Origin of the sequence: Streptococcus sp. SS4, assembly GCF_030440125.1 — a bacterium.
Classification (GTDB): domain Bacteria; phylum Bacillota; class Bacilli; order Lactobacillales; family Streptococcaceae; genus Streptococcus.
Map to the genome: position 1 here is coordinate 104,634 of NZ_JAQFJM010000005.1, position 12,747 is coordinate 117,380.

Genomic DNA, 12,747 nt, shown 5'->3' on the forward strand with positions numbered 1-12,747 from the left:
ATGACTAAAACAATTTTATTTATTTCTCCGACAGGGACCCTGGATAACGGTGCCGAAATTTCGATAGTCAATCTTATGAAATTTCTTGTGGAAAAAGGTTATCGTGTGTTAAACGTTTTCCCTGATTACAAGGTGCCATCTCAAGAGGAGTATCAAGCAGAACTTCAGAAAGCAGGAATTGAGACCTATGGTCTTTCGGCTGTCAAATGGTGGTGGGAAGAAGCACCAGGTGGATCGCCAGCAAATCATTTTTTGCGAGTGAAGTCTTATAATAAGAATGTTAAAGATATTCGAAATATTATTGTGGAAAACACGGTAGACCTTGTTATTAGTAATACAGTCAATGTTTTTCAAGGTGCACTTGCTGCTACTTTTGAGAATGTCAAACATTTTTGGTTGATTCATGAATTTCCTGAGGGGGAGTTCGGTTACTATAAAGAAAAACTTGACTTTATAGACAAGTTTTCTGATGAGATTTTTGCTGTAACAGGAGCGTTGACAGAGGATTTACAAAAGTATTTTCCAAATAGGAAGATTTATTCCTTTGCACCTTATACTCAAATTGAACCTAAAGAAGGGCTGGGAACTGAATCCAACGACCACCATCGTATCGTTTCAGTTGGTCGCTTGACTCAGAGAAAGAATCAGCTTGAGTTGATTAAAGCTTTTCAAATGCTTCATCTAGCAGGCACTGAACTTGTATTTTTAGGTGCATGGGATGAGGATTATAAACAACTCTGTGATGATTATATTGTAGAGCATAATTTGAAAAATGTTTCATTTATGGGATATTTAGATGATCCTTGGTCAGAGATTACTGATAAGGATTTAGCTGTTTTCCCGTCGAGTATGGAGACGTTTGGTCTCGTTTATGTTGAATCTGTTTTAAATGGTATTCCAACGATTTTATCAGATAATGCGGGACATAAATCAGCCTTCGAGTATATGAATGAGCAAGGTCATATCTACCCTTTGGGTGACTTGGATACCTTAACTAGCATGATTTCAGAGGTCCTTGGTGGATTTGACCAAGAGAAACTTGAAGCAGTAAAAGCTGTTCCAAGTTTGAAAGAGAGATACTCTCTGGAGAGTGTTTATGCTAATATTACTGAAAAACTTGAGGATGATGAATTGCGTTATAAGAAAGTAAATCAGAAAGATGTGGATTTTCTCAACAGCCGAAAAGCACTAACGAAGAGTGTGAAATCTGCTGTAAAAAAATTATTTCAGCTTAAAAAGATGAATTAAGGTAAAATCTCGTTATCTATGATTAAGAATGAAAAGGCCATTTTCGAAGGGCCTTTTTGCTTTACTCTTTCTGTCCAATCATGCAAAATACCTTCCAAAATGGTATAATAAAAGCTACTATGTATAATTCTGTGTATTTGAGAGATGTGACGAATGGAGGTAAACTTTGAAGGATATTTTTATCATAGGTAGTAGAGGTTTGCCTGCTCAATATGGTGGTTTCGAGACATTTGTTGAAAAATTGATTTCTCATAAGGTATCGCATGCTATACGTTATCACGTGGCTTGCTTATCTGACGAAAGTACTGGCAACCATTTTGACTATAAAGGTGCGGATTGTTTTACGGTCAATCCTCCAAAGCTAGGTCCTGCGCGTGTCATAGCTTACGATATGATGGCTATCAATTATAGCTTGAAACTTATTAAAAAAGAGGGAATTCAAGCCCCAATTTTCTATATTTTAGGAAATACCATTGGTGCCTTCATTGTTCATTTTGCCAAGAAAATTCAGTCCGTTGGTGGGATTTTGCTAGTCAATCCTGACGGTTTGGAATGGAAACGTGCTAAGTGGTCTAAACCTGTTCAAAGTTATCTCAAATACTCTGAAAAAGAGATGACAAAGTATGCGAACTTAATTATTTCTGATAACCTAGGTATTGAGACCTATATTCAAAATACCTATCCGTGGGCTAGAACGACTTTCATTGCTTATGGAACTGATTTATCTAAGACGACTTTGACTGCTGAGGATGACTCTGTTCGAGATTGGTATCAGAAATGGCAGACTCAAGAAAAAGATTACTATTTGATATTGGGTCGATTTGTTCCTGAAAACAATTACGAAACTGCGATTCGTGAATTTATGAAGTCCTCTACAGAGCGTGATCTTGTTATCATCTGTAATCATGAAGGAAATGCTTACTTTGATGAACTACGACAGATTACAGGATTTGATAAAGATAAACGTGTGAAGTTTGTGGGTACTGTCTATGATCAGGATTTGCTCAAGTATATTCGCAACCAAGCCTTTGCTTATATTCATGGACACGAAGTAGGTGGAACGAATCCGGGCTTATTAGAGGCCTTGGCTCAAACGGACCTCAACCTTATTTATAATGTAGACTTTAACCATCAGGTTGCTCAAGAGACTGCCTTGTATTGGAATAAAGAGGATAGGAATTTGTCTCAGCTTATCGATTCTGTAGATGGTCAAGTGTCATTTGAGGACTTGGGAAATGCTGCTAAAGCAAATATGAAAGAAAATTACACCTGGGAAAAAATCGTGGGTGAATACGAGGAGCTATTTTTATCATGAAAGTAACTATTCTCATGTCTACTTATAATGGCGAGAATTTTTTAGCAGAGCAAATAGAGAGTATTCAGCAACAGACTTATACGGATTGGACCTTGTTAATTCGTGATGATGGTTCTAAAGATAAAACGAGAGAGATTATCAAACGTTTCGCTTTAGAAGATGATCGCATTACTTTTATCAATCCTGATCAAACTGAAAATTTAGGTGTAATAAAGAGTTTCTTTACGCTTTTGAAGTATCAAGAATCTGACTACTATCTTTTCTCGGACCAGGATGATACTTGGTTACCTGAGAAGCTATCTCTTCAGCTTGAGGAAGCGAGTAGATACCCATCTGATAAACCACTTTTGGTATACACGGATTTAAAGGTTGTGAACCAAGATTTAGAGGTGCTTCATGAGAGTATGATTCGTACTCAATCTGACCATGCTAATACTAAGTTGGTTCAAGAAATGACAGAAAATACTGTTACAGGCGGTGTGTCGCTAATTAATCATGCTCTAGCCGAATTATGGACTGGTGAGGAAACTAACGAGCTTCTGATGCATGACTGGTATTTAGGTTTGTTAGCGTCAGCATTTGGCAATCTCGTTTATATTGACCAACCAACAGAGCTTTACCGTCAGCATGCGGATAATGTCTTGGGAGCTAGAACGCTTCGGAAACGTATGCAGAATTGGATTCGCCCTCAGACCTTGTTCAACAAATATTGGAAGTTGATAAAGGCTAGTCAGAATCAGGCGGAAAACCTCCTGTCTTTGCCATTGAATGCTGAAGATAGAGAGTTGGTTGAAAACTTTGTGACCATTATGGATCAAGGGGTAAGAGAGCGTTATCGTCGTTTGAAAACATATGGTTACCGTAAAAATAGGGCTTTTCATACCTTTGTATTTACGGGTTTGATTTTGACAAAATTCATGTATAAGGAGGACTAAATGAATTTCTTTAGTCAAAAAAATAGGATTTTACTTAAGGAACTGATTAAAACGGATTTTAAATTGCGTTATCAAGGTTCTTTCATTGGTTATCTTTGGTCTATTTTGAAACCTTTGATGATGTTTACAATTATGTACCTTGTCTTTGTTCGTTTCTTGAGATTTGATGATGGGACACCACACTATGCAGTAGGCTTGCTTTTGGCTATGATTTTTTGGGGCTTCTTTACAGAGGCTACCAATATGGGGATGCTTTCCATTGTTTCACGAGGAGACCTATTACGTAAGCTTAACTTTCCAAAGCAAACAATCGTTATCTCATCTGTGCTAGGAGCAGCGATTAATTTCTTGATTAACCTAGTGGTTGTTTTCGTATTTGCCTTGATTAACCATGTTCCGATTGGTTTCAATACTTTGGTTATCATTCCTCTCTTTATTGAAGTGCTATTGATGGCAATGGGAGTTGCTTTTATTCTATCAGCACTCTTTGTTAAATACCGTGATATTGGTCCAGTTTGGGAAGTAGTACTTCAAGCTGGTATGTATGCGAGCCCAATTATCTATTCCATCACTTATCTTATTCAAAGAAATCAAGAGTTTGTTGCAAAGATTATGATGTTGAATCCAATCGCTCAGATTTTACAGGATATGCGTCATTTTATCATTGACCCAGTTAACCCAAGAGGATGGGATATTATTAACAATAAGTTGATTGCTTTTATTCCTTATGCGATTCCTGTAGTGATTTTTATCATTGGTTTCCTTGTCTTTAATCGAAATGCTAAACGATTTGCGGAGATTCTATAATGTCAAATAATATTGCTGTAAAAGTAGATCATGTAAGTAAGTATTTTAAATTACCAACTGAGGCGAGTCAGAGTTTGAGAACGACTCTAGTCAATCGCTTTAAAGGAATTAAAGGGTATACTGAACAACATGTCTTAAAAGATATTTCATTTGAAGTTGAAAAGGGTGATTTCTATGGAATTGTTGGACGTAATGGTTCTGGTAAGTCAACGCTTTTAAAAATTATTTCTGAGATTTATGTTCCGGAGAAAGGTAAAGTTACAATTGATGGTAAGTTAGTATCTTTCATTGAGCTTGGGGTTGGGTTTAATCCGGAATTAACTGGTCGTGAGAATGTCTATATGAATGGTGCCATGCTTGGTTTTTCAACAGAAGAAGTAGATGCCATGTATGATGACATTGTAGACTTTGCTGAACTTCATGATTTCATGAATCAAAAGTTGAAGAACTACTCAAGTGGTATGCAGGTTCGTCTAGCCTTTTCAGTGGCTATCAAGGCTCAAGGTGATATTCTTATCTTGGATGAAGTCTTAGCCGTAGGTGACGAGGCCTTCCAACGTAAGTGTAATGACTATTTCATGGAACGTAAGCAATCTGGAAAGACAACTATCTTAGTTACCCATGACATGTCAGCAGTTAAAAAATACTGTAATAAAGCAGTTCTGATTGAACATGGTTTGGTAAAAGTGGTTGGTGATCCAGACGAAGTTGCTAACCAATATAGTTTTGATAATGCTGCTGGTCAAAAGGTTTCAAACGACGACGTTGTTGTTGAAAATCCTAAAATCACTGATTTACAAGTAAAACTCTTGAATGACAATATTATCAGTCCTGACCAAGATATTTCATTTGAGATTTCATATGATGTCAATGAGGATATTGAGACCTATATTGCCTTTTCATTGACAGATATTGACCGTGGTATCTGGATTTATAATGACAATTCCATGGACAATAAAACGAGTGGTTCTGGAAGAAAAACACTCACATATAAATGTAGTCTTGCCCATCTTAATAACATTAAGCTTAAGCTTCAGGTTTCTGTTCGAGATAAGGATGATCAGATGATTGCCTTTGCTGATTCGGAAAATTCACCAGTTATTCTTTTAAATCGAACTGATATTGAGGATGATGATAAGTCTGCTAAAGATTCTGCAACCGGTATGGTTCAGAGAAATGGAAAATGGGAGATTCAAGAATAAATGAAACGTCTCTTATTGTATGTTCATTATAATAAGTACGACGAATTAAGTGGTCATGTGCTCTACCAATTGGAGCAACTTCGACCACTTTTTTCTAAACTTATTGTGATTTCAAATAGTCAACTAACGGAATCGGCAACATTAACTCTCAAAGAGCTTGGCATAGATGAAGTTATCCAGAGAGAGAATCTGGGCTTTGATTTTGCAGCTTGGAGAGATGGTATGGCTCATGTTGGATTCGAACATTTAACAGACTTCGATTCGGTTACACTAATGAATGATACTTGCTTTGGTCCTCTTTGGGATTTGTCTAACATAGTTGAAGGATTTGAACAACGACAGAATGTTGATTTTTGGGGGATGACGAATTTTAGAAAGACCAAATATTTCGATGAGCATCTGCAAAGTTATTTTATATCTTTCAAAAAACATGTTGTCGATTCAGAAACCTTTCAACAATTTTGGACTTCTATAAAGACTTTTACCGATGTTCAAGATGTTATTGATAATTATGAAACTAGGGTTACTAGTGTTCTTCTTGAAGCTGGTTACCGTTATGATGCTGTCTTTAATACTATTGATGCAGAGGCAGAAGACTTAATTCACCCTGATTTTTCTTACTATAGACCGATAAGTACACTTGAACATAAGGTACCGTTCATTAAACTAAAAGCATTTACTGACAATGAAAAAAAGGGAAGACTACTTTTAGACTATATTACTAAGCTATCGGCATATCCAGTAGCACTAATTAAGTCCCATCTTAACAGCTACCATTCGCCAGATAGCTTAGTCATTTTAGATGAGAAAATCATTGAACCTTCATTTCATTCGGTAAGTGGGAAAGGCTATCATTCGGCTATCCATGTACATATTAGTGACCTTGAGAGACTAAAAGTTTTCTCTGATAAAAAGTTATCTGCCTTTTATTATTTCACTTTATCAAGCCATTTGGATAAAAATATCGTTGAGAACACCTTATTAAATAGCTTTGATAAAGATAGATTTCAGCTAGTCTCTCAAAGATTTGATAATCATTACCATGCCTTAGTATCCTTGGCATCTCAGCTTAGCGAGTATGACTTTGTTGGGCATTTTCACACAGAAGACTTTGGAAATGAGGGCAAACTTGTTGATGAAGCTACAAGACTTGCTTTAGTGGATATGTTATTAGATGAAGAGAAAGTGGCATCAATCTTTGACCATTTTCCAGAGGTTGGTCTGGTTTTTGCTGATTTATCAAAAGAACTCTATTGGACAGATGCAATTGGTGCCTTAAATCAAGAACAAACTGTTAAACTAACTGACGAATGTCAAAAAGTAATCAATCATTCGCTTCATATTTTTCAAGGTTCTATGTGGTTATCAAAAGATTTTCTAGAAAAAATTATTCTTAAGGATAAGCAAGCTTTCTATGACTTTGATGAGGATACCCTTTCTTATCTTTTCTATCGAAAAGCCTGGGATCTAGGAATTGATTATCGCATTATTTCTTCTGAAAAAATATCTTTTGCAGAACGTTATAAGCTCCATCTTATTGAAATGTCGCAGGTAGCAGAACCACTGACGTTAAAGAAAAAATTTTCAGCATATCGAAAAGCCTTGTTAAAGAAATTAGGTTTAAAAAAATCTTCAGCTACTTAACTTCCCCTCCCACTTACGAATAGGTAAGTAGGAGGTTTTTTTCTTATGTATAGTATTGTAGCTGAGGAGTCGGGGCTTTTGCCTCGTGAACGACTCTTACAGAAGGGAGCAGAGGTGTTGTCTGACCAAGAGCTGTTGGCGATAGTACTGCGGACGGGGACTAAGTCTGAGTCGGTTCTATCTATGGCCAATCGTATTTTGAAAGGGATGACGAGTTTGGCGGATTTGTCTCGTTTGTCCTTGAATGAGCTTCAGGAGATTTCTGGTATTGGGCGTGTGAAATCCATTGAGCTCAAGGCTATGGTGGAGTTGGCTAAGCGGATTGAGAAGGCTGAGTTGGCTCGTTCCGAGCAGATTATGTCCAGTCAGCAGGTGGCCCGTCGTATGATGTTGGATATTGGGGACAAGCCTCAGGAGCATCTGGTGGCTATCTATTTGGATACGCAGAATCGTATTATTCAGCAAAAGACGGTCTTTATAGGTGGGGTTCGTCGTTCGATTGCTGAGCCGCGTGAGATTTTACATTATGCCTGTCATCTGATGGCAACGTCTTTGATTGTGGTTCACAATCATCCGTCAGGTGAGGCATATCCAAGTCGAAATGATATTGATTTTACTCAAAAGATTAAGCGGTCCTGTGATGATTTAGGGATTTGTCTGCTTGATCATCTGATTGTTGGAAAATCAACCTATTATTCCTTTCGTGAGGAGAGGGAGGATTTTGATCTTTAGGTTGAACCTATGTGATAAAGACAAGAGAAAAGCAACTGAGTGCAGTCTCAGTTGCTTTTAAAGTTCGTTAACGACGTATTCAAAGAGTTTGAGGTCTTCTTCACGTTTGTCTAGGAGAAGTTCTGGGTGCCACTGTACACCAAGAAAGCGAAGGTCTGGACTATTTGACTCAACAGCTTCGACTGTGTTGTCCTCAGGATCACGCGCAATAACACGAAGGTCAGAGGCCAAGTGTTTGATACTTTGATGGTGGAAGGAGTTGATAGAGGTTCCACATCCGTAGATTTCTGCCAACTTGCTGTTCTCATCAACAATCATCTCATGGTAGAGGTAATCAGAAGGCTTGTCCTGCCAGTGATTCTCAATATCTTGATGGAGGCTACCACCTAGTGCGACATTCATGAGTTGGGTACCGCGACAGATTGAAAAGATGGGTTTCTTCTGCTTAGTGGCTTCCTCGATGAGTGCCATTTCAAAGATATCTCGTTCGAGGAAGAAGTCATCTTCACTGGCATGGTTCTCTTCGTTGTAGAATTTAGGGTCAACGTTTTGCCCACCGATCAGGATAAGCTTATCAATCATGGAGATGTAGGTCTTGGCTTCCGAAGGATCGGATACTGGTAGTAGGATTGCTAGGCCACCGGCTCTTTGAACTCCTTCTACAAAGCCAGATGGGGCATAGGACCAGTTGATGTCTTCATGGGCTGGATTAGGCCTTACATTGGCAGTGATTCCGATAATTGGTTTAGTCATCGTTTCTCCTTGATTTTTCTTCTTCTTTCATGAAATAGAGTAGGGTTTGTAGTTCGCTAGTCAAGTCTACGTATTGGACTACCACATGGCGTGGAAGATTGAGGTTAACTGGAGAGAAGCAGAGAATGCCTTCAATTCCAGCATCAACCAAAAGATCAGCCACCTCCTGAGCCTTAACTGATGGCACTGTCAGGATGGCTGTTTTGATATCTTCTTGGGCAATCTTGTCCTTAATCTGGGAAATCCCATAGATAGGAATCTTGTCCTCAGTTTGAGTTCCAACCAATTCATTATCGTCTGTATCAAAAGCCATGACCAGCTGCATGCGGTTACGCTCTTGAAAACGGTAGTGGAGGAGGGCACGCCCGACATTACCAACACCTACGAGGAGTACCTTGGTAGTCGCATTGTCATTTAGGAGTTCAGCGAAAAATGTCATCAGCTTGTTTACGTCATAACCAAAACCACGGCGACCTAGTTCACCAAAATAGGAGAAGTCACGACGAACAGTAGCAGGATCAATCCCAATCGCTTCAGCAATTTGTTTAGAGCTTGCTTTGTCGATATTTTCACGATGGAATCGTTTGAAAATACGATAGTAGAGAGAGAGACGTTTGGCAGTAGCGTTTGGGATGTTTTTCTCAAATGTCATTGATCGCTTTCCTTTCTTTAATTAGTATGATTCTCTTATATTTTAAGAAAAGTTTGTGAAGATTGCAACAAAATAGTGTAGATGAGGCGATATAAAAAACCTATCACATGGATAGGCTATTTCTATGTAGTAAGAAAAAATTTAGACTTCTTCTTGCTCGAAAACGTTACGATCAACCAAACTCTGCATCAAGAAGTAGAATTTTTCTTGCAAGATGTGGTGATCTTCATTTTTAAAGATATTAACGTTACGAAGGCCAGATTTGTCTGTGATAGACAATTTGAAGCCTGTCAAGTCTTTGTTAATAGTGATTTTGAGTGGGAAACCTTCGCCTGAGTTAGGCACTTTTTCGAGAAGGCGGTGCAACTCGTAGTTTCCGATTTTATTTTGCACAAAAGTCGTATCACGTAGAGTGAATTTTTTGACATTAGGACTGATGGTGTAACGGTACTTACAGTCAGTCAAATGAATGCTTTTTTCAAATGCCATGTTAGTCTCCTATGATTTGATTAAGTTTTTCTGCTAGGGCCTGGAGTTCTTCAGCGGTATTTTCCTCTGATAAACTAATGCGAATGGCTGTTTTTAGCTTGTCAGAATCCTTGCCATAGAGAGCCTGGATGACGTGGCTAGGGTCAACAGTTCCAGCAGTACAAGCAGAACCCGTTGAGACAGCAAAGCCTGCTAGGTCTAACAAGGTTAAGAGAGGGCCGTTTTCCTTATCAGGAAAACTGATGTTGATGACGTGAGGTAGGCTAGGTCCTCCACCATTGATTTCATAAGGAATGGTAAGGGAATCTAGAAAGGCCTGACGAATCTTTTCAACATGTTGGTAATTGTCTTGGTAGTGGTCACTAGCATGCTTGTAAGCAGCGGTCATACCTGCAATCCCGACCAGGTTTTCAGTACTGGCACGGCGTTTTTCTTCTTGCTCACCACCATGGAGTAGGTTGTCAAAATGCAAATCGTTATGATAGAGCAAGCCGACACCTTTAGGTCCGTGGAATTTATGGGCACTAATAGAGAGAAAATCTGCTCCAAGTTCCTCTGGGTGAATAGGAAGCTTTCCTGCTACCTGAACGGCATCGACGTGGAAGGCAGCTTGGTGATTGGCAAGCAAGTCACCAATTTCCTTAATAGGAAGCAATTGGCCAGTCTCATTATTAGCATACATAACAGAAACCAGAATGGTATCGTCACGTAAGGCATCAGCGATTTGTTGGGAAATAATGACTTGATTTTCTGGTTGAATATAGGTTACTTCAAAACCAAAACGCTCTTCCAAGTAGGCCATAGTGTGAAGGACAGAGTGGTGTTCAATAGCAGTTGTAATCAGGTGCTTACCTTTAGCTTGATTGGCTAGGGCGTAACCTTTGATAGCTGTATTGTTTCCTTCAGTCCCTCCAGAAGTGAAAATAAGCTTACGAGCAGGGACTTCAAAGTATTTGGCCATTTCTTCACGGGCTTCACGAAGTTCCTTAGAAGCCTGTCGACCGTAAGCATGGAGGCTGGATGGATTTCCAAAGGTTTCAGTCATGACATGTGTCATAGCTGAAATAGCAGCAGTATTTAAAGGAGTTGTTGCTGCATTGTCCAAATAAACCATAGCTTAGTCCTCATTTGCAGTGTAAGCAAAGAGTGGGCTAAGTGGTTGACGTTCGAAAATACGAGTAGTAGCGTTAGCGATTAGCTTACTTGCTGAAATGTATTTAACGTTTGTAGGAACTTTTTCTTTAGTTGCAACTGAATCTGTCACCAAGATTTCTTTAATTGGAGCAGCGTTGAGGACTTCAGCAGCACCTCCTGCAAAGAGACCGTGACTAGCTACTGCATAGATGTCTTTAACGCCACCACGTTCAAGGATTTTAGCAGCTTCAGCAAACGTTTTACCAGTGTTAAGGATATCATCAACCAAGATTGCTGTTTTTCCTTCAACCTCACCGATGATGTAGCCTTCTTCACGTTCTGAATCATCTTGAGCGTAGTCAATGATAGCGATTGGTGCATCAAGGTAGTCCGCCAAGCTACGAGCACGTTTAACACCTGAGTTTTTAGGGCTAACAACGACAACATCACTTCCTGTGAATCCTTTTTTGTTGTAGTATTCAGCAAACAAAGGCATTGTGAAGAGGTTATCTACTGGGATATCGAAGAATCCTTGAACTTGGACAGCGTGAAGGTCAAGCGTCAAGAGACGATTGACACCAGCTTTAACTAGCATATTGGCAATCAATTTAGCAGTGATTGGTTCACGTGACGCAGCGATACGGTCTTGACGTGCATAACCAAAGTAAGGCATAACAACGTTGACAGAGTTAGCACTGGCACGTTTGCAGGCATCAATCATGATGAGCAATTCCCAAAGGTGGTCGTTAACAGGGTTGCTAGTAGATTGGATGATATAGATATCGTCCCCACGAACAGACTCTTCAATGTTGATCATGATTTCACCGTCAGAAAATTGACGTGAAGATACTTTACCAAGTGGCAATCCAGTAGCCTCAGCAATTTTTTCAGCAATTTCTGGGTTTGAGCTGAGCGAGAACAATTTCAATTGTGGGTTTGCTTTTTGATGTACCATGACGATGGTGACTCCTTTAAAAAAATAAGATGCTAAGCCCAGTTAGGGCTATTGTAATAAAACTACAGATAGTTCTATTTTAGCAAAAAGAAGCAGAAATTTCAGCCTTCAAAGTGTGGTATTAGTGAAAAATACCGAACCTTTGTTAGATAAAACGCCTTTGTATGCGTTTTTAGAGAAATCTATTACCCTCTGGAGTTCTAAATACTTGTGGCATTTGAAGCTACATGTGTTTAAAATAAAAAAAAACAAGGAGCCAACTCCTTGTCTAAATTTTAGTCTTTGTCTCGTTTGAGGGTAGCTACAAAGCGTGCAACCTTACTCTTGGCATACTTAAAGTCAATATTATTTTCTTTAAGAAAGGCATCAAAGTCGTCTTTACCTTTCTCAGCATCCGAAACTTCTAGTTCAAGCTCGTAATCTTTCTTGTCAGCATAGACATTGACATCAAGAGCCATGAGGCCGATGTTGGTCTGGTATTCGCGACGAGTTGTGGTCAAATGTCCGAGGATGGTTAGGTCCTCTAGTTTAACCCCACGTTCTAAAAGAATGGATTTGATTTGACAATCAGGAAAGTCCAGCGACTTAGTCAAAGCCTTAGCATCCGCAGAATCCATGGTAACGTTGTACTCCATGTTCCCGACTTTTTCAGGGATTTTCAAGGTCAGCTCACCATGAGTGGGAAGTGTCCTAATACGCAAAGACAACTTTTTATTTCTCATGTCACTCTGAGGAGTGTCGATGTAGTAGTTTGTTTGCGTAACAGGTGTCACATGGGAGAAAAGCATCGCTAAACGATTGTACTCGTCTTTGGTGAGTAGAGTCTTGTACTCTATCTCTAAATGGTTCATGTGTGTCCTCCCTTGTGCTTTCAAATGTGG

General features: G+C 39.1%; 13 protein-coding genes. 7 read left to right on the plus strand and 6 right to left on the minus strand.

Annotated elements, in window-relative coordinates; genetic code table 11:
* From PCY16_RS05680 to radC, 7 genes are all read left to right on the plus strand, one after another.
* Positions 1–1,248, plus strand: a complete 1,248-nt coding sequence (locus tag PCY16_RS05680) for a glycosyltransferase family 4 protein (RefSeq protein ID WP_101799712.1) — start codon at positions 1–3, stop codon at positions 1,246–1,248.
* Between the two features lie 166 nt (positions 1,249–1,414).
* Entirely contained in the window at positions 1,415–2,563 is a 1,149-nt protein-coding gene (cps2T, locus tag PCY16_RS05685) for a beta 1-4 rhamnosyltransferase Cps2T (RefSeq protein WP_101799711.1), read from the plus strand.
* Positions 2,560–3,498: a glycosyltransferase family 2 protein gene (locus PCY16_RS05690; RefSeq protein WP_101799710.1), complete on the plus strand. Its 939-nt coding sequence runs from the start codon at positions 2,560–2,562 to the stop codon at positions 3,496–3,498. The genes cps2T and PCY16_RS05690 overlap by 4 nt, the downstream gene beginning before the upstream one ends.
* Complete coding sequence (locus PCY16_RS05695; RefSeq protein ID WP_101799709.1) at positions 3,499–4,305, plus strand: ABC transporter permease; 807 nt, start codon at positions 3,499–3,501, stop codon at positions 4,303–4,305. It abuts the gene before it with no gap.
* Positions 4,305–5,507: a polysaccharide ABC transporter ATP-binding protein gene (locus tag PCY16_RS05700; protein ID WP_101799708.1), complete on the plus strand. Its 1,203-nt coding sequence runs from the start codon at positions 4,305–4,307 to the stop codon at positions 5,505–5,507. Before PCY16_RS05695 ends, PCY16_RS05700 begins: the two co-directional genes overlap by 1 nt.
* Positions 5,508–7,151 (plus strand): rhamnan synthesis F family protein, encoded by a 1,644-nt coding sequence (locus tag PCY16_RS05705; RefSeq protein WP_195413477.1) that lies wholly within the window; start codon positions 5,508–5,510, stop codon positions 7,149–7,151.
* 45 nt (positions 7,152–7,196) lie between these two features.
* Positions 7,197–7,883, plus strand: a complete 687-nt coding sequence (radC, locus tag PCY16_RS05710; RefSeq protein WP_195413478.1) for a DNA repair protein RadC — start codon at positions 7,197–7,199, stop codon at positions 7,881–7,883.
* A 57-nt stretch (positions 7,884–7,940) separates the two neighbouring features.
* Here the strand turns inward: radC and PCY16_RS05715 are convergent, their stop codons facing one another.
* The 6 genes from PCY16_RS05715 to PCY16_RS05740 form a co-directional block, all read right to left on the minus strand.
* Positions 7,941–8,636, minus strand: a complete 696-nt coding sequence (locus tag PCY16_RS05715; protein ID WP_002891450.1) for a gamma-glutamyl-gamma-aminobutyrate hydrolase family protein — start codon at positions 8,634–8,636, stop codon at positions 7,941–7,943.
* Positions 8,629–9,288, minus strand: coding sequence for a redox-sensing transcriptional repressor Rex (locus PCY16_RS05720; protein WP_084869710.1), 660 nt, complete (start codon positions 9,286–9,288; stop codon positions 8,629–8,631). The genes PCY16_RS05715 and PCY16_RS05720 overlap by 8 nt, the downstream gene beginning before the upstream one ends.
* 141 nt (positions 9,289–9,429) lie before the next feature.
* Positions 9,430–9,777, minus strand: coding sequence for a DUF1831 domain-containing protein (locus PCY16_RS05725; protein ID WP_002884733.1), 348 nt, complete (start codon positions 9,775–9,777; stop codon positions 9,430–9,432).
* Between the two features lies 1 nt (position 9,778).
* Positions 9,779–10,891, minus strand: coding sequence for a cysteine desulfurase family protein (locus tag PCY16_RS05730; protein ID WP_195413479.1), 1,113 nt, complete (start codon positions 10,889–10,891; stop codon positions 9,779–9,781).
* 3 nt (positions 10,892–10,894) lie between these two features.
* Positions 10,895–11,866: a ribose-phosphate diphosphokinase gene (locus PCY16_RS05735; RefSeq protein ID WP_002886837.1), complete on the minus strand. Its 972-nt coding sequence runs from the start codon at positions 11,864–11,866 to the stop codon at positions 10,895–10,897.
* 275 nt (positions 11,867–12,141) lie between these two features.
* Positions 12,142–12,717 (minus strand): CYTH domain-containing protein, encoded by a 576-nt coding sequence (locus PCY16_RS05740; RefSeq protein ID WP_038676520.1) that lies wholly within the window; start codon positions 12,715–12,717, stop codon positions 12,142–12,144.
* Positions 12,718–12,747 lie beyond the last annotated feature (30 nt).